This is a genomic window from Streptomyces sp. NPDC042638, assembly GCF_040647235.1.
Lineage (GTDB): Bacteria > Actinomycetota > Actinomycetes > Streptomycetales > Streptomycetaceae > Streptomyces > Streptomyces rameus.
Window position 1 is genome coordinate 124,535 of record NZ_JBEZBT010000012.1, and the last position, 21,626, is coordinate 146,160.

The window sequence follows — 21,626 nt, forward strand, 5'->3', positions numbered from 1 at the left end:
CGCGGTCCGCCCTACGGGCCGGCCAAGTGGCCGAGGTGGCGGGGGGAGTCACGCCTCGGGGAGCCGGTCGAGGAAACCGAGGACGGAGGTGATCCGGCCGTCCTCGGCCAGGGTGAGTACGTCCGAACCGGCGACCGGCGCGGAGCCGTCGGCGGTGGACACCAGCTCCCAGCTGAAGCGGGCGATGTGGTGGTTGCCGTCCACGTCGCCGGTCAGCTTGAACTCGAATCCGGGGAAGCGCTCGTGCGCGGCCCGCACGACGGCCGCGATCTGCTCGTGACCGCGCACGTCGGCGAGCGGGTCGGTGTAGGTGCCGTCCTCGGTCCACGCGGCGGCGACGGCCTTGGCGAGCGCGTCGGCGTCGGTGGCGTTCCACGCCTCGAAGTAACGGGTGACGGCGGCAGCGTAGATCGACATGGTGGGACTCCCGTTCGGGTTGGAGTGGGTCCGTGTTCGGCACGGTCGGCCCGGGTTCCGGCCCGGAGTGCGCCGGCCCGGAACCCGATGGCTTCACCTTGCCGTGTCCCGCCCCGCGGCACGATTACCGCCGAGGTAAGGGAGCCCCGCGCGACGTCAAGCCGCCTTGCGGGGAAGGCCGAGCGAACGGCTCTCCTCGACGACCCGGTAGCCGGCGCTGGTGTACAGGTTCATGGCCACCTCGTTGCCGCCCCACACCGTGAACATCAGCATCGAGTCGCCGGCCGCGAGCGTGGCCTGTTCGCCGGCCACCATCGCGGCCCGCCCGTACCCCCTTCCGCGGTGCTGCTCCTGGATGAACAGCGAGTAGCCGTACGTGACCCCCGGGAGGTACCCGTGCTTCAGCCAGCCGGTGCCGATCCGCTCGCCGGCCGCCTCCAGGACCAGGATGGTGGTGTCGGGCGTCGCCAGGCCCTCGGGCAGCAGCTTCGCGAAGTCGCGGTCGGACTTGCGTACGGCCTCCTCCTGGCCCATGGCTCCTGAGCGGACGATGTCGACGACGTAGGCGGCCTTCTCGGCGGTGACCCACTCGGGATACTCGGCCGGTGTCATCGGCCGTGCGGTGACGCCGTCGAGGGGTTCCGGCGGGGAGATCACGCGACGCGTTCTGAGCTGACCGCGGACACCGTAGTCGTCGAACAGCCCGTCGTCCGGCCGGGCGAGCCGTATGTCCAGGCGGTGTGCGCCGCGCCGCGCACACCATGCCTCGGCCCAGTCCCGGGCGGCCCGTTCGTGCCCCCGGCCGGCGTGGGGCGCCTCGATATGGAGGTCGCCCAGACGGCCCGCGAGCGCGTCCTTGCCGTCCTCGGTCACGGCCACGGCGACGTGTCCCACGCGGGTCCCGCCGTCCTTGATCTCGGCGACGGTCCAGTCACCGATGCCGGCGCTCGCGTCCTCGAACATCCGCTCCGCCGCGGCCGAGTGGAGCCCGGCCGCGGCGTACGAGGCGCGTAGCCGTCGCTCGAAATCCTTCTGCCACTCCGTGCTGTCACCGAGAACGCCGAATTCAGTCATGTGAGCAAACTAGGGCCACCGAGGAAGTGGATCAAGGTATATCAGCCGCGACGACCGTGCTCTACGGCTGGAGTACCAGCCGGTCACGGCGCCAGCCTGCGATAGGTGAGTGTTTCTCCGGTGGTGCTGTTCCTGCGCTTCAACCGGTCGCTGCCGACGAGTGTCAGTGTGGTGAGATCGCCGGGCGCGCAGTAGCTGCGGTCACTGCCCTCTGCCACTGTTGAGGCGCTCAATTGGATGCTCTGGCCCCGCACAGCGGCCAGCTTCGCCGTGAAGTCGCAGTGGTAGGAGCCGGCGACGCTTGAGCCGTCGGCCGTCATGGTCATGACCACCGCGCCTATGTTTCCCTGCCGGATGGTCAGTCGGCGACTGTTCTCGCCGTCGGCGTTGGTGACGACAGCGCTCCAGGTGCCCAGAAAAGGCTCCGGTACGTCGCCGCTGCCGACCACGGGCGAGGAAGTCGGCGGCTGGACGACGGGGGAGGCGTGATCACCCGGAGCGTCCAAGGCAAAGTAGCTCAGAGCGCCGAAGGCAAGGATGAGGACGGTAGCCATCGCGGCCAGCACCAGACTGCGCCGCGGACCCGCGCCGGCCACGCGGTCATGGCGTGGCGCGGGAACACTGGGCGCACCGATCACGACAGGTGCGGCCAGGTCGAAGTCCAGGGCTGGAACCGGCCTGCGGTGAGGGCTGCTTGTCGGAGTCACGCCTGATGGCACCGAGGGATCGTTCGGCGCAGGCTCCGCGGCGCCCTCAGGCGTCCGTGATCCGGCGACTGACCGAGGCGTGACCACATGTGTCCTGCGTGGGACTGCCCAGATCCTCGTGTGCGTGGGGTACGAGCCGGAGGAGCGTGCCGTTGCGTCAGCGGGCCGATAGGAACGGATGCCGATGGCGGCGGCCGCGGCCCGGCGCATCAGGCCGAGTTCTTGAGGAGGGGACAGGACGGTGGTGGACCTCGGATGCTGCCCCTTTCCGAGGGTGGCCGCAGCGGCTCGACGCAGGAGAGGGGGGCGTGTCATACGGCGCCCTCCTGGTCCGCCGCCTGTCCGCCAAGGCCGGCGGAACGCTGCGAACGGGGAGTCCCGGAGCCGTTCGAAGCCCGCGACAGGCCCATGTCGGCAGCAGGTTCCGGCGCCCGGATCCCGCTCGAGCTTTCTGGCATCTGTTCGTTCGCCGCACCCGCCGGCTGCCGGATGGTCGCCGCGGCAGAGACGTCGCCGAGAATGGCCTCGGCCAGGCGGGAGCTCTTGAGCTGAACCAGGACGAGCGGTGCGGAGGCGCCAGCGGCGAACACCGCGAAGCCGCCGTTGAGCTGGCCCGAGCTCCCCAGGAGCGCTGCCACTCCCGCCCCCAACAGGATGTGCACCAACGCGGCGATGCACTCTCCTGCGACGTCGTAGTACGTGCTGAACGCAGGAGGTCCCTCGGCTTCAGGATCCGGAGCGAGGAGATACTGCCGTCGTCTGTGGAGCCACTCGATCATGCAGTCGTATGCGTGAACGGCCCCGCGCACTGTGCCGCCCGCGGCACCGAGCAGAAGCAGCGTCGATGTGTCCACGGTCCCTCGGCCAACGTAGGAAAGTCCCCGATCAGTGCTCATCAGAGCCTACGGACTCGGTCGATGTGTTGCGGGTGGTTTGCCGAAGACGGCCCATGCCGGCCGTGAGTGCGGGAGGTTCCGGTCGCCCACGCTCGGTGGCGGGCGTCATCGTCTCCGGCACGTCTGCCTCGACGGGCTGCGGGCGGGGTGGCACGCGCGTCGTGGAGCCGCCGCCGGGCGGCCGGCCGCGCGCCTCGCCAGAAGTGCCGCCCGGGTGATTTTCCGCCGGGACGGGAGGCGTCCGCCCCGGCCTTGGCTAGCGTCGTCCGCACCGGCCGCTGCCGTGCCGCCCGGTACCGGAAGCCGCGGCCGTCAGCCCTGAGGAGCTTGTATGGACTATTACGACCTCGGCAGTCACGGTCGGCGCGTGACGACGTCGTCTCCCGAGGCGCAGACATGGTTCGACCGCGGGCTGATCTGGACGTACGCCTTCAACCACGAGGAGGCCGTCCGCTGTTTCGAGGCCGCCGCCGCGGCGGATCCGTCCTGTGCCATGGCCGACTGGGGGCTGGCCTACGCGCTCGGCCCCAACTACAACAAGCCCTGGGAGTCCTTCGACGAGCGGGACCTGGGGCGGACGGTGGAGCGTGCGCATGCCGCCGTGCGGCGCGCACAGGCGAAGGCGGACGGCGCCACCCCGGTCGAGCGGGCGCTGATCGGCGCCCTGGCGGCGCGCTATCCACGGGCCCGGGTCCCGGACGCCGAGGGCTGTGGCGTGTGGAACGCCGCCTACGCCGACAGCATGCGGGCCGTCCACCGGCTCGCGGCCCACGACCTCGACGTCGCCACCCTGTACGCCGATGCCCTGATGAACCTCACGCCCTGGCGGCTGTGGGACATCCGCACCGGCCGGCCGGCCCCGGGCGCGCGCACCGCGGAGGCCAGGGCGGTGCTCGAACGGGCGATCGCCACGGAGGCGGGCGCGCGGCACCCGGGTCTGCTCCACATGTACATCCACCTGATGGAGATGTCGCCGACTCCCGAGGCCGCCCTGTCCATCGGTGACCGGCTGCGCGGCCTGGTACCGGACGCGGGCCATCTCCGGCACATGCCCTCACACCTCGAAGTGCTCTGCGGCGACTACCGCCGCGTGGTCTGCGACAACACCGAGGCGATCGCCGCCGATGAGAAGTTCCACGCCCGGGCGGGGGCGATGAACTTCTACACCCTGTACCGCTGTCACAACTACCACTTCAAGATCTACGGCGCGATGTTTCTCGGCCGCTACCAGGACGCGGTCGAAACGGCGGACCGGCTCGAGGCGGCGGTGCCCGAGGACGTGCTCCGCGTGGAGAGCCCGCCCATGGCGGACTGGCTGGAGGGCTTCCTCGCGATGCGGGTGCACGTGCTGATCCGGTTCGGCCGCTGGACCGACATCCTGGCTCTGCCGCTGCCCACGGACACGCGGCTGTACTGCGTGTCCACGGCCATGCTGCGCTACGGGCGCGGCATCGCCCTCGCGGCCACCGGCCGGATCGACGAGGCCGAGAGGGAACACGCGCTCTTCCGCGACGCGGTCGCCCGGGTCCCGGCGACACGGACCTTGTTCAACAACACCTGCGCGGACATCCTGGCGATCGCCGCCCACATGCTGGACGGGGAACTGGCCTACCGCAAGGGCGAGCACGAAACGGCTTTCACCGCACTGCGCAGGTCGATCGAGCTGGACGACGGCCTGCCGTACGACGAGCCGTGGGGGTGGATGCAGCCCACCCGGCACGCATACGGAGCCCTGCTCCTCGAACAGGGCCTGGTCGCGGAGGCCGAGGCCGTGTACCGCGCGGACCTCGGGCTCGACGGGACACTGCCACGTCCGCTGCAGCACCCGGGCAACGTATGGGCCCTGCACGGCTTCCACGAATGCCTCGTACGGCTCGGCAAGAACGAAGAGGCCCGCCTCGTCGCCCCGCAGCTGACCATCGCCATGGCGCTGGCGGACGTACCGATCCAGGCCTCCTGCTTCTGCCGTCTTCAGCGCGCCGGGCACCCTCAGGCCGCCGGCTGCTGTGCCGAGGACCGGTGAATGCCGTTGCGGGACCGCGCGACTATCCGTGGACCGGTCTGGCTCGAACATCCCGGGCCGCCTGCCGGCTCAGGCCCGTCACCACGGGGGAACGTGAGGGGCGTGGCCAGGCACCGCGGTCGCACATCCCCGCGGGCACGCGCACTCGATCGGCGGAGTCTGCGTGCCCCCGGTGATCAGCGACGACCGTCCGGGCGACTCCCGTCCGCCGCCGCACGTCGACCGGGGACGTCACCGAGCGAACCGGCCATGGCTGGAACTCGGTCTGGCTCCGCACCGCTGGGAATGATCGAATCGGTGTCCGGTCACACTCGATGATGGGGGCTCGCTTGACGGCGGTGACGTACGAGGATCTGCATCGGCGGATGGCCACGGCCATCGAAGCGGAGAGAGAAGCCGCACTCGACCTGCTCGGCCCCTCGGCACCGGCGGTCCGCGCGGTCGTCGCCGAACTCCTCGCCCGGCGTACCTTCAGATACCCGTTGTCGGTCCTGCCGCTGATCGTTCACGCCGTCGAGACCGGAGCCGTCGAGCCTGCGCTCCCCCTGGCCGTCGTCCACGAGTTGTGGTGGACGTCGGCCTGCTGCCTGGACGACCTTGCCGACTCCCAGGGCGCCTATCGGGCCGGCGACCTCGACGAGAGTGCCGCGCTGCTCGCCACCGTCATCGCGGGAACGCCGCTCCCCCTGAGCGTCGTCCGGTCCGAACGCATCCCGGAGCCGGTCCGCGGCACGCTGTCGGCCGAGATCATACGGTGCTGGACCCTCGCGGCCGAGGGACAGCTGAGGGACCTCCAGGGACAGGCGGCAGGCGCCACGCGCGACTCGGTGCTCGCGGCGTACCTGGGCAAGTCCGGCGCTCCCTTCAGCATGATCACCGCCATGGCCGCCGAACTGGCCGGCGCTCGGCAGCCGCGCGTGGAGCTGTGGCGCGAGTTCGGCAACGTCTTCGGCGTGCTGTGGCAGATCTTCAACGACCAGGAGGACATCCTGTCCGGCCGGGACGAGGATCTGCGGAACGGCACCGTGACCCTCCTGCTGGCCTGTGCGCTGGAGGAGGCGGCCCCCGGCTCCACGGAGCGGGCGTCGGCTCTGCACGCCGCCGCGAGGCACTCCGCGCGCGCCCGTGCGGACATCGCCGAGCTGCTGCTCGCGCCCGCGGTGCTGTGCCGCTACGCGAAGGCCATCGACGAGTTCCGCGACCGCGCCCACCGCGTCCTCGACGAACTCGGCGGCCACGACCGGTACCTGTCCACCCTGCGGGACCTCGTCGACCGGTCGTCCCGCATGCTCCTCGAACCCCGTGGGTGATCGCACCCCCGCACGGTGGTCGCCGCGCACGGACCGGTGCCGAGCGGCGGCGGGCGATGGTGCCGGACCCAAGGCCGCCCGCCCTGACCCGTCCTCGGTCCGACGACGGGTCAGCGGCTCCCCCGCTGTGCCGCCACGATCGCGTCCAGGGTCTTCTCCGCGCCCGCGCGCCGCTGGACCCGTTCGGCGAACCCCGGGAACTGTGACGCGATCCTGGTGAGGAAGCGCAGTTCGAGCGGGGCGACGTTGATTTCGGCGATGTCGCGTTCGATCGCCCGCGTGACGCCCTTGACGACCTGCCGGGGTGCGACCGTACGGACGCCGCCGGGGGTCGCCGAACCGGTGTCGGCGAACATGCCGAGGTCGCGTACGAAACCGGGCTGGACGATGGAGACACCGACACCGGTGCCGTGCAGATCCTGGCGGAAGGCGAGGGAGAGACCGCGGAGCCCGAACTTCGTCGCGTTGTACAGGGACGACGACTTGGTGGCCGCCATGCCCGACAGGGAGCCGACGAAGCAGATGTGGCCGCGTCCGCGGTCCACCATGCCGGGGGCGAGGAGCCGCGCGAGCATCGCGGGCGCGCGCAGGTTCACCGCGAGCGCTCGGTCGATCTGCGCCGGCGTGTAGTCGAGCAGGTCCCCGCTGGAGGGCAGGGCCGCGTTGGCGATGAGGATGTCCGTACCGGCGGCTTCTTCGGTGAGGCGCCTGACGTCGTCGTCATCGGCGAGGTCGGCGAGGATCGTCCGCGCCCCGTAGCGGTCGGCGAGGGGGGCCAGCGCATCGCGGCGCCGGCCGGTGAGGATCAGACGCGCGCCGCGCGCCGACATCTCCGCGGCGATCGCGCCGCCGATGCCGCCTGTGACCCCGGTGAGCAGAACAGTTGCCCCTGCGATGTGCACGGCCGTCCTCCCAGTCTGTTCGTTCGAACGAACGATAGGGATGGCCGGAGGTTCTGTCCACCGGTCACACTGGCGTCGACGTCCCGAAGTGAGTGACCTCGGACCGTGGATGGGACAATGCCCGACATGCCGAACGCCGCATCCTCCGCCCCGACGCGCCAGCGCATCATCACCGCCGTCCTGCAGATCATCGGCGAGGACGGGGTCGCGGCGGTCACCAACAGGCGGATCGCCCGGCAGGCGGGAGTGTCGCTCGGCTCGGTGACGTACCACTTCGAGACCCAGCACGACCTGTTGCGCGAGAGCCTGCTGCACTTCGTGCGTGAGGAGGCGCGGCACTTCACCGAGCTGGCCGACCAGTGCCGGACGGACGGCATCGGGGTGGAGGACGCGGCGTCCCTGGCCGGCCAGGTCGCGTGCGGCACGGCGCTGGACAGTGCCCATCTCGCCCCGTTCGAGCTGTACCTCCACGCCAGCCGCGACGAGCGGCTGCGGGCGGCGGCGGCGGAGGCGTTCAGGGCCTACGACCGGCTCGCCACCCGGATCCTCGGCGCTCTGGGCGTCCCGGACGCGGAGCGCCTGGCGGCCACCACGGTCGCCGTGGTGATGGGTCTGCAACTGCGGCGCCTGGCCACCGGGAGCCCCGCGGAGGACCTGGTCGACGCCCTCCTGCTGCTCACGCGAGGGGCCGCCGCCCAGCCGGCCGGGCAGGACGTGCCGGCGTAAGGGCCAACGGCGGCTCGGCGCTCGGTCCGGCCGCACGGACGGGACCGCACGCGGGCACCCCCGCCACCGTGCGGGTGGCGGGGGTGCCTTGGCCGGGCACGGCACGCGGTCGCGTCGCAACTCCCTTGCGGGCGACCGGCGTGGCGGCGGGGCCCGTCAGAAGCGGGGTGCTCCCGGTGTGTGCTGCGGTGTCGGGGCGACACGCCGGCTCGACCCCGGTCCGTGGCCGGCGGGCGGCTTGCAGGTGAGGTCGTGTGCCGGAAGCCTTCCGCTGCTCAGGTAGGCGTCGACGGCGCGGTCGGCACAGGCGCGCGGGTCTCCGTTGTAGACACCGTGGCCTTCGCCGCCCCGGACGTACACCATGCGCGAGCCCTTCAGGGCGTGGTGCATACCGAGGCCGCTGATCAGCGGAGTCTGGGAGTCCCACTGGTTCTGGACCGTGAGCAGGCCGACGTTGTTGTGGACCGCGGTGACCGGCTCGGCCGGCTTGTCCCAGAACGCGCAGGGCGTGATGTTGGAGGCGAAGTCGCCGTAGAGCGGGTACTTGGCCTTGTCCCGGATCGCGTCACGCCGGTACTGCTCGGGGTCGCGCGGCCAGGCCGAGGTGTCGCCGCAGACCACGGTCCAGAAGGCGGCCGAGCCGTTGTCGGCCGGCGCCTGTGCGGCGGCTCCCGCAGGTCGGCGCGGTGTCTGCTCGCGGTCCGGCGCGGAGGGACGGCCGGAAGCCGTCGCGTGGCCGGCGGCGGCCTTCTTCAGCTCGACGACCGCCCGGGCGGCGTACTCGGGGCTGAAGAACGCGGGACGCAGCATCGCCCGGATGTCGTCACCGCTCACCTTCTCCCCGCCGTTGTCGATGGGAGTGCGGTCGGCCCGGGCGATCAGGGCCCAGAAGGTCTTCCTGACCTTGGCCGGGGTGTCGCCGAGTTTGTACGTGCGGTGCCGCTGCGCGGTCCACCGCGTCCAGCGGGTGAACGCGGGCTCGGTGCCCTCCGCCCAGACCTGGATCATGCCGCGCCAGACCCGTGCGGGGTCGATAGAGCTGTCCAGCACGAAGCGGTCGGTCCGCTGGGGGAACATCTGCGCGTAGACGGCACCGAGGTACGTGCCGTACGAGTAGCCCAGGTAGGAGATCTTCCTCTCGCCCAGGACTGCACGGATGACGTCCATGTCGCGGGCGGTGTTGCGGGTGGTGATGTACGGAAGCCTGTCGCCGTTCCTGGCACGGCACTTGTCCGCGACCCTCTGGGCCCACTTGACGTCACGGCTGAACGTCTCGGCCTTGTAGGGGCGTTCGGAGTTCTGCTCGACGCCCGTGAGACCACAGGTGACCGGACTGCTCTGGCCCACGCCACGGGGGTCGAACCCGATGAGGTCGTACTGTTCGCGGACCTTCTTCGGCAGGGTGTCCTTCATCATGAACGGCATGTCCAGGCCTTCGCCGCCCGGACCGCCGGGGTTGAAGAGGAGCGCGCCGTGCCGTTTGCCCGGAACGCTGGTCTTCACGCGGGAGATGGCCAGCTTGACGGTCTTGCCGTCGGGGCGGCCGTAGTCGAGCGGGACCTTGATCGTCGCGCATTGGAACGCTGCCGGCGACGACGTGTCGCATCTGTGCCACGCGGGCTTCTGGTGCGTGAATCTCTGCAGCGGCTCCGCCGCCGACGCCTGTGCCGGGGCGAGGGCGGGAATCAGCGTCGCCGTGACCCCCACGGCGAGCAGGGGCGCGATGCGTCCTATCCGCACGATGGCCGTTCCTTTCGGTCAACTGTCAGGACGGGTCCACGATTTCGTGGTCGCCCAAGGGGGCGAATCCATCTGCGGGGCAGTCTTCCTACGACCTCCGGTGGACGCGGAAAGAGACCTGCGGAGGAGAACCCGAACGGCCTTATCGCCGTCCGTCCCGACGAGAAGTCGGCGTACCGGGGGGGCGGCTCAGGCGGTCGTGGCGCTGTCGGCGCGCAGCGCGAGGACGAGCCGGTAGTGCAGTTGTCCGAGGGCCGGCTCCTCCGCCGGGAACAGCGGGACGGCCAGCTTCCAGTAACGCGACATCACGGGGCCGTCGTCGCGGGCGAGCAGCCGCACGAGCCGCCGCCGGAAGGCCGGGGTGTCCTGCGTGCCGAGCGCCGCGGCGTAGGCGGTGACGAAGCAGTCGAGCGCGCCCCCGCCCTCGGGTGGGCGCCCACCGCGCGTCTCCGCGCCCGCCAGGCCGTACGCCTCCTCCAGTCCCTCGTACAGGACGGTCGGCCGGTACCTCTCGCCGGGCAGCGGCGGCCCCGGGCGCAGGGCCGGGACGCGGTCCAGCTGTGGATCGCGGACCAGTGCGTGCAGCCGGGCGAAGGCGAGCACCTGCTCCGGGGCGGGGTCCGCCGGGAGCGGCGGCACCACCGCGTCGAGCACCCGGGACACCAGTCGCCCCGGCAGTCGGACCGGCAGCACCCGCCGCCAGAAACGGACCACGTCGTCCGTGCCGGGCGGCAGTCCCACCGCCCCGAGCATGAGCAGCCGTTCCGCCCGTTCCCCGGCCGGGGATTCCGTGAGCAGCCGCAGCGAGGCCGCCCGCCACCGCAGTGCGGCCAGCTCTCTTTCGACTTCCCGCAGGCGTCCGGCGAGCGCCTGCTCCAGTCCGGCGTCCCGGTCCTCCAGCGCCCGCCCCACCTCGGGCACGGCCAGATCGAGCGCGCGCAGCGACCGGATGACCCGGATCCGGTCGAGCGCCTCGGGCCCGTACCGCCGGTGGCCGCCCCCGCTGCGGCCGGCCTCCGGCAGCAGCCCCCGCTCCGAGTAGAACCGCACCGTCTTGACACTCACTCCGGCCCGCTCGGCGAGTTCCCCGATGCTCCACAGCCCGTCCGGCTGCACGACGCGTACCTCCCCCGTGTTACGACGTCCCGAACGCCCAGCCTATCGGGGGCGGTCGGAGCCGGCCGGAAGGCTCTCCTCGTACTCGCATGACTCCGCCACCGCGCGATTCCGCCACCGCGTGCCCCCGCCACCACGCGCCTTCGCGGCAGTCGGCAGGCCAGGAACTCCCGCAGGGGGCGCTTCAGGCCGGGCCGGTGCCGTCACCGGAGGCCGCTGGTCATTCCTCCCACCACGGCGTCGTACCTTCCACGGCGACGAACTCGTGGAAGTCCATGTTGCCGATCTCCAGGTTGCACACCAGCGATCCGACGTCGCGGCACGGAAGCACGGTCGACTGCCCCGGGGTGTCGTACAGGTCGACGACGGTCAGCGGTCGGCCGGGCCCGGCGAAGGTGCCGGCGTCGGCGAGCACGACCACCGTGGCGTGTTCCCCGGGCGGGACGAGCGCGGGCACCTGGCCCGGCCGGAGTCCCTCGAAGGCGCGGGCGTCGACGACCAGCGCCTCCAACGGGTAGTGCTCGACGTCGATCTCGTCGGGGTCCTGGCCTGTCCCGACCCAGCCGTCCTCGTCCGTGCCGCCCAGTTCCGCCAGCAGGGCGCGCCAGCCCTCCTCGTCGTCGAAGAAGGTGCGGACGAGCAGGGCCCCGGCGGTGGCGGGCAGGGCCGGGAAGGCCCCGCGCGCCGGGTCCGTCGGCGTGGGGAAGGCTGGCCGGCCGCCGTCTCCCTGGTACATGCCGTACGCGTCCATGGCGCGCACCAGGTCGTCGAAGGTGAGCGCGCCGCCGAGCAGCCCGGCCAGGATCTCGCCGAGCCGGGCCGACGGGACCCGGACGCCGCGCCCGGGTGTCGCCGCCAGGTCCACCAGCAACGGCCCGTCCCCGCCGTGCACGGCGGCGCTGTCCGCCAGGACGGCCACCGGTGGCACGGGGCCGCCGTCCGGGACGAGTGCCGGTACGTTGCCGCCGTGCAGGTGGTCCCATCCGGGTCCTTCGGCCAGGCGCAGCCGCACCCCGCCGTCCGGGAGGACGACCACGTCCCCCTCCCGGCGCCCCGCGATCTCCCCCAGCAGCCCGCCCCACCGGGCCTCGCCCTCCTCGTAGCACACGCAGACCAACAGCACTTCACCGGGCGCGGGTTGGGGAAGCTCGGGAAAGGACATGACGCTCCTTCGAAGGGGCCGGCGGGGTGCTCAGGACAACAGGACCGCTCGTCTCGATCATGCGGCGGTGCCGGGGGCACGGGTGCTACGGCTGACCGGTGAGCAGGTGGCCGACCGCCGCGACGGCTTCGGTGATGGCCCGTTCGCCGACGTCGCCGAAGCCGAGGACGAGCTGCGCGGGCGTGGTGGCGGCGGAGGCGCGGCAGGTGCTCATGCCGTAGAGGCCTACGGACCGTTCCCGGGCGGTGGTGACGACGTGGTGTTCGTCGGCATCGGCGGGCAGGTGCGCGACGGCGTGGAAACCGGCCGCGAGACCGGTGACCGGCACCCCGGGGGCGTGTTCGGCGAGCGCGGCGAGGAGAGCGGTGCGGCGCGTGGCGTAGGTGCCGCGCATACGGCGCAGGTGGCGGTCGAAGCGCCCGGACTCGATCAGCCGGGCCAGGGCGAGTTGGTCGAGCGTGGACGTACCCCGGTCACTGCGAAGCTTGTGCTCGGTGAGTGCCGCGACCAGGTGGGGAGGGCAGACCATCCAGCCGATCCGCAGGGCGGGGGCGAGGGATTTGCTGACCGTGCCGAGGGAGATGACCCGGTCGGGCGCCAGACCCTGGAGCGCGCCGACAGGTTCGCGGTCGTAGCGGAACTCGGCGTCGTAGTCGTCCTCGAGGATGAACGCGTCATGGCTGCTCGCCCAGTCGACGAGGGCCAGCCGGCGTTCGGCGGTGAGGGCGACGCCCGTCGGCCATTGGTGGGCGGGGGTGACGAGGACGGCGCGGGCGCCGGTCGCGGCCAGTGCGGATACGTCGATGCCGTGCTCGTCGACGGGCACGGGAACCGCACGCAGGCCCGAGGCGGCGGCGCACGCGCCGACGGTGGCGGGTGAGCCGGGGTCCTCGAAGGCCACCGTCCTCACACCGCCGGCCGCGAGGACGTGGAGGGCGAGGCCGAGGCCCTGGGCGTAACCGTTGCAGACCACGATGTGCTCCGGGTCGGCCGCCGCGGCGCGGACCCGGCGCAGGTATCCGGCCAGGACCTCACGGAGGATCCGGCTGCCGCGCGGGTCGCCGTAGCCGAGGTCCTCGGTCGGCATGGCGCGTGCCGCCTCGCGCGTGGCCCACAGCCAGTCCTGGACCGGGAAGGCGGCCAGGTCCGGGACGCCCCACCGGAAGTCGGCCACCAGACGGGAGGCGGTCCTCCGCGGCCGTGTTCCCGCGGGCGGTACCACGGCACCGCCCGCCACACGGGTGGCGGAGCCCGGACGCGTCACCAGATAGCCCTCGGCCTGGAGCTGGGCGTAGCACTCCTGCACCAGCCCGCGTGAGACGCCGAGCGTGCGGGCCAGTTCCCGGGAGGACGGCAGCCGTTCGCCGAGCTGTACGCGGCCGGTGCGGATGGCGTCGCGCAGCCCGTGCTCCACCTGTGCCCGCAGGGGCTGACCACCGCTTCGGTCGACGGCCAGCAGCAGTTCGGGCGGGCAACTGGACCACTCCAACGGCATGGAACCGGAGCTTACCGCGATCCGGCCGGCCGCCTAGCGTCCTGCCGTGACCGAAACTCCCGATGCGAACTCCCAGGCCCTGCCGCCGCGTCCGCCCCTGCTGACCCGGCCGTTGCTGCTGCGCTTCGTCTCCATACTGGGCGCCTCGACCAGCTTCTACCTCTTGCTGTCCGCCGTCCCCCGCTACGCCACCACCGGCGGCGCGGGCGACGGCGCGGCCGGACTGGCCACCGGAGCGCTGATGCTGACCACGGTGGTGGGCGAACTCGCCACGCCCGTCCTGGTCAACCGCTTCGGCTACCGCACGGTGCTGGCCGTGGGCCTGGCCCTGCTGGGCGCGCCGGCGCCCGCGCTGACGGTCTCCCGGGACCTGTGGTGGATCGTGGGGGTCTGCCTGCTGCGCGGACTGGGATTCGCGTTCACGGTGGTCGCCGGTGGCGCGCTGACCGCGTCGCTCATCCCGGCCGAACGGCGGGGCGAGGGGCTGGCGTTGGTCGGCATCGTCGGCGGGGTGCCATCGCTGGTGGCGCTGCCGCTGGGCGTGTGGCTGACCGCGCACCTGGGATACGGGGTGGTGTTCACGGCGGGAGCCGTGGCCGCGCTGGTCGCGCTCCTCACGGTGCCCGGCCTGCCCGGCCGCGTCGAGGCGCCGGGGCGGCCGGTGGGCATGATCGAAGGACTGCGCACGGGCGAACTTCGGGGCCCCGCCGTGGTGTTCGCCGTCACGGCCGTCGCGGCCGGGATCGTCGTCACCTTTCTGCCGCTCGCCGTGCCCGCCTCGGACACGGACATGGTCAGCGTGGCCCTGTTCGTCCAGCCCGCGGCGACCACGCTCGCCCGCTGGCTCGCCGGCCGGCGCGGGGACCGGCACGGCTCCGGCCGGCTGGTGCTGCCCGGGCTGCTGCTGTCGGCCGTCGGCACACTGGCGATGTCACTGACCGGTAGCGCGGTGGCCGTCGTCCTCGCGGTCGGCGTGTTCGGAGTGGGCTTCGGCATCGCCCAGAACGCCACTTTGACGCTGATGTACGCGCGCGTGCCCGCGGCTGGGTACGGCACCGTCAGCGCGCTGTGGAACCTGGCGTACGACGCCGGAATGGGCGTCGGCGCCGTCGCGTTCGGCCGGCTCGCGGCGGGGACGGGGTACTCCTGGGCCTTCGCACTGACCGGCGCCGCGATGCTGACCGCCTTGGTGCCGGCCTGGGGCGACCACCGCGCCGCCGCCCGGGCCGAGGGGCGCGGAACGGACGCGCCCGAGGTCGCCGCCCCAGCCCCGCTCCAGTGAGGAGCGACCGAGTGGAGTCACGGGTGGGGAAGGGCCTGGAGGAAGGCGCCTGGAGGGAGTGAGCCGGGAAGCAGGGACCGGCCGCCGGCCACGCGGCTGTCGGCCGGTACTCCGCGTCGGCCGCGTCCGGCCGCGTCCGGCTGCGTTCGACCGCGTTCGACCGCGCGTGCCCGTGCGCGGCCGGCTCCGCGGCGGTACGGGACGCGTGCCTGCCAGCCGACAGGTCGGGGTGCGGGACGCGTGCCGGTCAGCCGGCGGGTCGGGGTGCGGGACGCGTGCCGACCAGCCGACAGGTCGGGGTGCGGGACGCGTGCCGGTCAGCCGGCGGGTCGGGGGTGCGGGCCGTGACAGGCGGCGGTGGCGGCCGAAGCCGCGTTCCGGCTCCCGGTCGACACGGTCGCGGCCTGCTCCGGCGGCCAGGTCGGGCGGAACTGCAGGATCTCGGCGGTGGCGACGCCGCTGGTGACGAAGGGGTCGGAGGCGACGGCGGCCTCGACCGCCGACCGTTCGCCCTCCGCCAGGACCAAGCCGCCCGTACGGGGCTCCAGGGGGCCCGCGAAGCGTGCCAGTCCTGTGGCGAACACTCCGCGGGGGTTGGAGTAGTGGGCGTCTTTGAGCGCATCGATGGTCTCCAGCGATGCGCGGTACCTGAACACGATCACGAACATGTTTCCAGTCAAGGGCAAGCCGCGCCGGAGCGCCAAGACCGGTTCCTGGACGGCACTATAGGCTGGCGCCTATGGGCGCAGCTGAGAGTCGGTGAACTGGGCATGGATGAGATCCCGGGTGTGGAGCTGCGTCATCTGCGGTACTTCGCCGCCGTAGCCGAGGCGGGCACCGTCACCGAGGCGGCCAGGTGTCTGCGGATCGCCCAGCCCAGCCTCAGTCAGCAGATCCGGCTGCTGGAACAGCGCGTCGGCACACCTCTGTTCCGGCGCGTGCCGCAGGGCATGGAGCTCACCGAGGGCGGCCGGCTGCTGCTCGACGGGGTCAACCGGGCGCTCGGCGAGCTGAGTTCGTGCGTCGCGGCGGCGCGCGCCGCGGTCCCGGTGGCGACGGTGGGCGTGTGCCGGGGAGTGGCACGGTCGGTCCTGACCCATGCCGAGCAGATCATCACGCGCGGAGGCCGGTTCAGCGTCTCGTACCGCCAGGTGGACTCCGAGCAGCAAGGCGATCTGCTGCGGTCCGGCGCACTGGCCTTCGGGATCCTGCGCGCTCCCGTGGACACCACGGGCCTGGAGCCGCGCACGATCAACGACGAGCCTCTGGGCCTCGTCCTGCACGATCGGCACCCGCTCGCCCATCGGCGACGACTGACCTGGTCCGACCTCCCCGGGCAGCGCTTGCTGTGGTTTCCGTCGGAGCGTGCCCCCGGCTATGCGGCCACCGTTCTCGCGCACCTGCGTCAGCGGGGCTGGAGCGCGGAGACGGTTCCGGACGACAACACCGGTCACACCCTCTTCCGTCATCGGCTCATCGGGCAGGACGACCTGGTCGCGCTGCGCACGTTGAGCAGCTCGCAAGGGGACCCGGACCTCGTCTGGCGTCCCGTGGGACCCGAGCCACCGCACGAACACCTGGTCCTGGTCGCCCCGGCCCGCACCTCCTGGAGCCGGCACCTGAGGGACGGCGACCGGTGAACCGACCGCTTCAGGGTGAGGTGCCACATCCGCAGCACACCGGCGGGTGCCGTCCCCCCAGACGTGGCCCCGGGTGGGCCGGTCCATCCCGGCACGGCAGTGGGGTTCGGGAAACCGAATCCCCTCGCTGACCGGGGACAGCGCCGTCATCACGCGGGGGACGGCTAGGGTTCTACGGTGCCGACGTACAGCATTGGCCAGGCCGCGCGTCTGTTGGGAGTGAGTCCGGAGACCGTCCGCCGGTGGGCGGACGCGGGCCGGCTTCCGATGGGGCGGGACGGCTCGGGGAACCGGGTGATCGACGGTGTGGGGCTGGCGCGGTTCGTGCGGGCTCGGGCGGCCGGGAGCGCGGGGGGCGGGGCGGCGGGTCCCCCGGCCCCGGTGCGCAACGCGCTCACCGGGATCGTCACGGCCCTGGCCACGGACGACGTGGTGGCCAGGGTGCGGATCCAGGCCGGTCCGCACGAGATCGTGTCCCTGGTGACCCGGGAGGCGGTGGACGAGCTGGGTCTGGCCGTCGGGGTCACGGTCGTCGCGCGGGTGAAGTCGACGAGCGTGGAGGTCGAGCGGTCGTAGGCGCGGGTGTGCGGTGCGGGTCCGTCCGGCACAGCAGGGCCGCCCACACGTCGAGGCGGTCCCGCAGGCGGGACAGGTCGAGGCCGGTGAAGTGCTCGATGCGCTGGATGCGGTAGTGCACCGTGTTGACGTGCAGATGCAGTTCCTCGGCCGTTCGGGTCCAGGAGCCGTCGTGGGCGAGGAACACCTCCAGGGTGTTCAGCAGTGCGGCGGCGGAGGCGCTCGCCGAGTCGAACAGCGGGCCAAGGACCGTGCGGCTGTAGGCGGTACGGACCTCGGCCGGTATGCCCGTGAGCAGGGTGTCCAGTGTGGTGATGTCCGTGGCGTCGATGAGCGGGGCGTTCCCCGGCTGGGTCTCCCGTGCGCAGCTCAGGGCGTAGCGGGCCTCGGCCAGGGCGCCGGGCAGCCCGGTCGTCCCGGCGGCCGGTGCGGCGAGTCCGCCGTGCAGGAAGACGTCCGGCTCGCAGCCCGCCACCAGGGGCCAGATCTCGACCAGGTCGGTGGTGGCGTCCTCCGGTACCACCGCGAACGCGGTTCCGTCGGGCAGGCGTCCCACGGCGGAGAAAGCCGGGGAGGTGTGCGCGATCATCTCCGTCAGCGCTCCGTCCGCCAGTCCCCGGTGCCGTGCCCCGGTGTCGGCCACGATCACGCGGTAGGGGCCCCGCGTGGGCAGACCGCAGAGCTGCACCGCGGTGGTCAGGTCTCCGGCGTCGGGGCCGGTGCCGGAGCCGCCGTCGGGGTCGGTGCCGGGGCCGGCGCCGGGGTCGGTGAGCAGCCTGCCGAGTCCGTCCGCCGCCCGGCGATGGAGGGACCGACGGCGGGTCAGCGTCTCCTGGCAGCGGCCGAGAAACGCGGCGATCTCGTGCAGCGGCCGGGGTGGCGCGGCGGCCCCGTCCGGCAGGTGCAGCCACCAGCGTTCGTAGGGGCTGGCCGGGTCGCCCTCCACCGGGACCGTCGCACCGCTGTCGCTCCTGGTCAGGACCGTCGTACCGCTGTCGCCCCCGGTCAGGGCCGCCTCGCGCGCCTGGAGCGGGCCGGCGCCCGGCGTCGCCGCGACGGTCCGGCCCGCCGGCGTCAGGACGTAGGCGGGGCCCGCGTCGAGGTGTGCGAAGGCGGTGGCGAGGATCAGGGCCGGGTCGGGGTCCTGCGCGGCCAGCCGGTTCAGCCGGACGCGCACGTGCTCGGGCAGCGCGTGGTGGCGGCTCAGGCCGCCCCACTGTCTCAGGTACACGGCGTCCGTGATCGCGCGGAACATCACGTGGGCCGGCACACCGGCGACCGGGACGCCGTGCCGTACACATGCTTCTACCAGGTCTTCGGGCACCGAGCCGTGGGTCTCCTCACCGGCGAGCAGTGCGGCGGCGCCCGCGTCCTTCAGCCCGGCGACGAAGCGTTCGGCCTTTTTCCGGCCCCCGTCCGCGCTCCACCAGACGAGCCCGCTCAGCACGACCTCGTCGGGCCGGACGAAGCGGGCGGGGTCCTCCAGCAGCCGCACCTGCGGCGCCTGATCGACCTCAGCGCTGGACCCGCTGGACAGCTCCTTCGCCGTCACCGTCACCGCTTCGACGGTCCGGCCGGTGCGGGTGTGGTTCCCGCTGCCGCCGACCGCCGAGGCGCTGCGCGCGGCGATCGGTTCGGCCGTCGCGGACGACGAGTGGTTCGACGACATCCACGGGCTGCCCGAGTGGCGGCGGCACATGACGTTCCGTTACGCGGAGGAGATCCGCCGCGAGCTGGTGCAGCAGGAGGCACGATGAGGGTCGAGGTCAACGGGCGGTCCCACGAGGAGGAGCCGCGCCCCGGGCAGTGTCTGCGCACCTATCTGCGCGAGCGCGGCTGGTTCGGTGTGAAGAAGGGCTGCGACCAGGGTGACTGCGGCGCCTGTACGGTCCATGTCGACGGCAGGCCGGTGCACAGCTGTGTGTACCCGGCCTTCCGCGCCGACGGCCGCACCGTCACCACCATCGAGTGCCTTGCGCCTGCCGGGGGTGACCTCCACCCCGTCCAGCAGAGGTTCCTCGACGCCCAGGGCTTCCAGTGCGGCTTCTGCACGGCCGGCTTCCTGATGACCACGGCCGCTCTGGGCGAGGACCAACTGGCCGATCTGCCCAGGGCGTTCAAGGGCAACCTGTGCCGGTGCACCGGCTACCGGGCCATCGAGGACGCCGTACGCGGAGTGAAGAACGTCGAGGAGCCCGTGCCCGGCGACTGCGTCGGACGCAGTCTTGCGGCCCCGGCCGGTCCGCAGGTCGTCACGGGCACCGCCCGCTACACCTTCGACATCGACGTGCCGGGGGTGTTGCGCATGAAGCTGCTGCGCTCCCCGCACGCCCACGCCCGGATCGTGGCGGTCGACACCTCCGCGGCCCTGCGCGTGCCCGGGGTGCACGCCGTGTTCACGCACCACGACGCCCCGGAACAGCACTTCTCCACGGCCCGGCACGAGCACCCCGAGGAGGACCCGGACGACACCCGGGTGCTGGACGACACCGTCCGCTACATCGGCCAGCGCGTCGCGGCCGTCGTCGCCGACAGCGAGGGCGCCGCCGAGGAGGGCTGCCGGCGCATCGAGGTGTCGTACGAGGTGCTGCCCGCCGTCCTCGACCCGGAGGACGCGATGCGGCCGGGCGCGCCGGTCGTCCACGACAAGGACGCGAGGACCCACCGCATCTCGCGTCCCGGGAACAACGTGGTCGGTGAGGCGCACGGCGAGATCGGCGACATCCGGGCCGGCTTCGCCGAGGCCGACGTCGTCTACGAGGACACCTTCCGCACGCAGCGCGGGCAGCACGCGAGTCTGGAGACACACGGAGCCGTCGCCTGGTTCGACGAGGACGGCCGCCTCACCGTGCGCACCAGTTCGCAGACGCCGTTCCTCACCCGCCGCGCCCTGTGCGCCTTGTACGGCCTGCCGCTGGAGAAGGTGCGGGTCGTCGCGGGCCGGGTCGGCGGCGGGTTCGGCGGCAAGCAGGAGATGCTGGTCGAGGACATCGTCGCCCTGGCCGTGCTGAGGCTGCGCCGTCCGGTGAAGCTGGAGTACACCCGCGCCGAGCAGTTCTACGGTGCCACCACCCGGCATCCCTTCACCGTCCACGTCAAGGCGGGCGCCCGCCGCGACGGCGTCCTCACCGCCCTCCAGTTGCGCGTGGTGGCGAACACGGGAGCGTACGGCAACCACGGTCCGGCCGTGATGTTCCACAGTGTCGGCGAGTCCATGGCGATCTACCGTGCCCGGAACAAGAAGGTCGACGCCTACTCGGTGTACACGCACACCGTCCCGGCGGGCGCCTTCCGCGGTTACGGCCTCGGGCAGGTGATGTTCGCCGTGGAGTCCGCCTTCGACGAGCTGGCCCGCCGACTCGGCCTGGATCCGCTGGAGTTCAAGGCCCGCAATGTCATCGGCGCCGACGAACCGATGGTCACCCCCGGCGGTCACGAGGAGGACCTGCACATCGCCAGCTACGGCCTGGACCAGTGCATCGGCATCGTCCGCCGGGCGCAGGCGGACACCCATGCCGGCGGGACCGTCCCGGACGGGTGGCTGGTCGGCGAGGGGGCCGCGCTCGCGATGATCGCCACCGGCCCGCCCGGCGGCCACATCGCCGATGCCAAGGCCTCCCTGCTGCCCGACGGCACCTTCGATCTGGCCGTGGGCACGGCCGAGTTCGGCAACGGCACGACGACCGTGCACCGGCAGATCGCGGCGGGCGAACTCGCCACCACCGTCGACCGGATCACCGTCCGCCAGTCCGACACCGACGTCGTACGCCATGACACCGGCGCGTTCGCCTCCACCGGCACCGTGGTCGCGGGCAAGGCCACCCTGCGCGCCTCCCGCGCCCTCGCCGACATGTTGCTGGACTTCGCCGCCGCCCACCTTCGTGTCCCGCGTGCGGAGTGCCGGCTCGCGGACGAGGCCGTGACTCATCCCGCCGGGCGTCTGCCGCTGAAGGAGCTGTATGCCGCCGCTCGCGCCGTCGGCGTCGAGGTGACGGCCGACGGGAACTTCGGCGGCACCCCGCGCTCGGTCGCCTTCAACGCCCAGTGGTTCAGACTGGCCGTCGACCCGGGCACCGGGGAGATCCGCATCCTGCGCAGTGTGCACGCCGCCGACGCGGGCAAGGTGATGAACCCGATGCAGTGCCGGGGCCAGGTCGAGGGCGGGGTGGCTCAGGCGCTCGGCTCCACGCTCTTCGAGAACGTCCGCATCGATGCGCGTGGCGAGGTGGAGACGGCCGCCTTCCGCCGCTACCGGCTTCCCCAGTACGCGGACGTGCCGCGCACCGAGGTCCACTTCATGGAGACCGCGGACGCCATCGGCCCGCTGGGCGCCAAGTCGATGAGCGAGAGCCCCTTCAACCCGGTCGCCCCCGCCTTCGCCAACGCCCTGCGCGACGCGACCGGGGTGCGCTTCACCGAGCTGCCCTTCACCCGTGACCGGGTGTGGCGGGCGCTGCGGGAGGCGGGGGTGACGGATCGGAGCGTGGGCGACTGCCCGTAGACCCCGTGCGAGCCACGCGCGCGTATACGCCCGCGGCTTGTCGCTACCTCCAATGGGGT

At 72.5% G+C, this 21,626-nt stretch carries 18 protein-coding genes and 1 pseudogene; 8 read left to right on the plus strand and 11 right to left on the minus strand.

Translation table 11 applies throughout. The annotated features are described in order from the left end of the window. Positions 1-48: 48 nt before the first annotated feature. From AB0B40_RS13265 to AB0B40_RS13280, 4 genes are all read right to left on the minus strand, one after another. Positions 49-417, minus strand: coding sequence for a nuclear transport factor 2 family protein (locus AB0B40_RS13265; RefSeq protein WP_345060387.1), 369 nt, complete (start codon positions 415-417; stop codon positions 49-51). Positions 418-573: 156 nt separating this feature from the next. Further along, positions 574-1,491 carry a GNAT family N-acetyltransferase gene (locus AB0B40_RS13270; RefSeq protein ID WP_345060385.1) on the minus strand — a complete coding sequence of 306 codons (918 nt, stop codon included), beginning with the start codon at positions 1,489-1,491 and terminating at the stop codon, positions 574-576. Positions 1,492-1,574: 83 nt separating this feature from the next. Then, on the minus strand, positions 1,575-2,087 hold the full coding sequence (locus AB0B40_RS13275) for a hypothetical protein (RefSeq protein WP_345060383.1): 513 nt from the start codon (positions 2,085-2,087) through the stop codon (positions 1,575-1,577). Positions 2,088-2,509: 422 nt separating this feature from the next. Beyond that, a complete protein-coding gene (locus tag AB0B40_RS13280) occupies positions 2,510-3,052 on the minus strand; it encodes a hypothetical protein (RefSeq protein ID WP_345060381.1) in 543 nt (180 codons plus the stop codon). Between the two features lie 373 nt (positions 3,053-3,425). Here AB0B40_RS13280 and AB0B40_RS13285 point away from each other — a divergent pair, with 373 nt between their 5' ends. Continuing rightward, positions 3,426-5,117 (plus strand): hypothetical protein, encoded by a 1,692-nt coding sequence (locus tag AB0B40_RS13285; RefSeq protein WP_362263932.1) that lies wholly within the window; start codon positions 3,426-3,428, stop codon positions 5,115-5,117. A 365-nt stretch (positions 5,118-5,482) separates the two neighbouring features. After that, positions 5,483-6,427, plus strand: coding sequence for a polyprenyl synthetase family protein (locus AB0B40_RS13290; RefSeq protein WP_362263933.1), 945 nt, complete (start codon positions 5,483-5,485; stop codon positions 6,425-6,427). Positions 6,428-6,537: 110 nt separating this feature from the next. On the opposite strand, the gene AB0B40_RS13295 is transcribed toward AB0B40_RS13290, so the two are convergent. Next, a complete protein-coding gene (locus AB0B40_RS13295; protein ID WP_362263934.1) occupies positions 6,538-7,329 on the minus strand; it encodes an SDR family NAD(P)-dependent oxidoreductase in 792 nt (263 codons plus the stop codon). Positions 7,330-7,455: 126 nt separating this feature from the next. On the opposite strand from AB0B40_RS13295, the gene AB0B40_RS13300 reads away from it, so the two are divergent. Next, positions 7,456-8,055: a TetR family transcriptional regulator gene (locus AB0B40_RS13300; protein ID WP_362263935.1), complete on the plus strand. Its 600-nt coding sequence runs from the start codon at positions 7,456-7,458 to the stop codon at positions 8,053-8,055. Positions 8,056-8,211: 156 nt separating this feature from the next. On the opposite strand, the gene AB0B40_RS13305 is transcribed toward AB0B40_RS13300, so the two are convergent. The 4 genes from AB0B40_RS13305 to AB0B40_RS13320 all read right to left on the minus strand — a co-directional run bounded on the left by AB0B40_RS13305 (position 8,212) and on the right by AB0B40_RS13320 (position 13,568). Continuing rightward, positions 8,212-9,795 (minus strand): alpha/beta hydrolase, encoded by a 1,584-nt coding sequence (locus AB0B40_RS13305; protein ID WP_362263936.1) that lies wholly within the window; start codon positions 9,793-9,795, stop codon positions 8,212-8,214. Between the two features lie 189 nt (positions 9,796-9,984). Further along, on the minus strand, positions 9,985-10,911 hold the full coding sequence (locus AB0B40_RS13310) for a MerR family transcriptional regulator (RefSeq protein ID WP_345051501.1): 927 nt from the start codon (positions 10,909-10,911) through the stop codon (positions 9,985-9,987). Between the two features lie 220 nt (positions 10,912-11,131). Next, a complete protein-coding gene (locus AB0B40_RS13315) occupies positions 11,132-12,073 on the minus strand; it encodes a hypothetical protein (RefSeq protein ID WP_362263937.1) in 942 nt (313 codons plus the stop codon). A gap of 85 nt (positions 12,074-12,158) precedes the next feature. Beyond that, positions 12,159-13,568 carry a PLP-dependent aminotransferase family protein gene (locus AB0B40_RS13320; RefSeq protein WP_345051505.1) on the minus strand — a complete coding sequence of 470 codons (1,410 nt, stop codon included), beginning with the start codon at positions 13,566-13,568 and terminating at the stop codon, positions 12,159-12,161. A 46-nt stretch (positions 13,569-13,614) separates the two neighbouring features. On the opposite strand from AB0B40_RS13320, the gene AB0B40_RS13325 reads away from it, so the two are divergent. Next, entirely contained in the window at positions 13,615-14,850 is a 1,236-nt protein-coding gene (locus AB0B40_RS13325; protein WP_345051507.1) for an MFS transporter, read from the plus strand. Between the two features lie 317 nt (positions 14,851-15,167). Here AB0B40_RS13325 and AB0B40_RS13330 read toward each other — a convergent pair whose 3' ends face one another. Further along, a complete protein-coding gene (locus AB0B40_RS13330; protein ID WP_345051510.1) occupies positions 15,168-15,518 on the minus strand; it encodes a YciI family protein in 351 nt (116 codons plus the stop codon). A gap of 102 nt (positions 15,519-15,620) precedes the next feature. On the opposite strand from AB0B40_RS13330, the gene AB0B40_RS13335 reads away from it, so the two are divergent. Continuing rightward, entirely contained in the window at positions 15,621-16,490 is an 870-nt protein-coding gene (locus tag AB0B40_RS13335; protein WP_345051512.1) for a LysR family transcriptional regulator, read from the plus strand. A 177-nt stretch (positions 16,491-16,667) separates the two neighbouring features. Next, entirely contained in the window at positions 16,668-17,066 is a 399-nt protein-coding gene (locus AB0B40_RS13340; protein ID WP_345051515.1) for a helix-turn-helix transcriptional regulator, read from the plus strand. Here the strand turns inward: AB0B40_RS13340 and AB0B40_RS13345 are convergent. Then, on the minus strand, positions 17,014-18,624 hold the full coding sequence (locus tag AB0B40_RS13345) for a helix-turn-helix domain-containing protein (protein ID WP_362263938.1): 1,611 nt from the start codon (positions 18,622-18,624) through the stop codon (positions 17,014-17,016). The two genes, AB0B40_RS13340 and AB0B40_RS13345, sit on opposite strands and share 53 nt — an antisense overlap. On the opposite strand from AB0B40_RS13345, the pseudogene AB0B40_RS13350 reads away from it, so the two are divergent. Further along, positions 18,587-18,823 (plus strand): annotated as a pseudogene (locus AB0B40_RS13350) (FAD-binding molybdopterin dehydrogenase); the annotation flags it as partial. The gene AB0B40_RS13345 and the pseudogene AB0B40_RS13350 overlap by 38 nt on opposite strands. After that, positions 18,820-21,567, plus strand: a complete 2,748-nt coding sequence (locus AB0B40_RS13355) for a molybdopterin cofactor-binding domain-containing protein (protein ID WP_362263939.1) — start codon at positions 18,820-18,822, stop codon at positions 21,565-21,567. The pseudogene AB0B40_RS13350 and the gene AB0B40_RS13355, both read left to right, overlap by 4 nt. Positions 21,568-21,626 lie beyond the last annotated feature (59 nt).

Coding starts and splice junctions, on each gene's coding strand:
- AB0B40_RS13300 (WP_362263935.1), top strand. CDS start 7,456: ATGCCGAACGCCGCATCCTCCGCCCCGACGCGCCAGCGCATCATCACC.
- AB0B40_RS13355 (WP_362263939.1), top strand. CDS start 18,820: ATGAGGGTCGAGGTCAACGGGCGGTCCCACGAGGAGGAGCCGCGCCCC.
- AB0B40_RS13270 (WP_345060385.1), bottom strand. CDS start 1,491: ATGACTGAATTCGGCGTTCTCGGTGACAGCACGGAGTGGCAGAAGGAT.
- AB0B40_RS13285 (WP_362263932.1), top strand. CDS start 3,426: ATGGACTATTACGACCTCGGCAGTCACGGTCGGCGCGTGACGACGTCG.
- AB0B40_RS13335 (WP_345051512.1), top strand. CDS start 15,621: ATGGATGAGATCCCGGGTGTGGAGCTGCGTCATCTGCGGTACTTCGCC.
- AB0B40_RS13320 (WP_345051505.1), bottom strand. CDS start 13,568: ATGCCGTTGGAGTGGTCCAGTTGCCCGCCCGAACTGCTGCTGGCCGTC.
- AB0B40_RS13265 (WP_345060387.1), bottom strand. CDS start 417: ATGTCGATCTACGCTGCCGCCGTCACCCGTTACTTCGAGGCGTGGAAC.
- AB0B40_RS13290 (WP_362263933.1), top strand. CDS start 5,483: ATGGCCACGGCCATCGAAGCGGAGAGAGAAGCCGCACTCGACCTGCTC.
- AB0B40_RS13330 (WP_345051510.1), bottom strand. CDS start 15,518: ATGTTCGTGATCGTGTTCAGGTACCGCGCATCGCTGGAGACCATCGAT.
- AB0B40_RS13315 (WP_362263937.1), bottom strand. CDS start 12,073: ATGTCCTTTCCCGAGCTTCCCCAACCCGCGCCCGGTGAAGTGCTGTTG.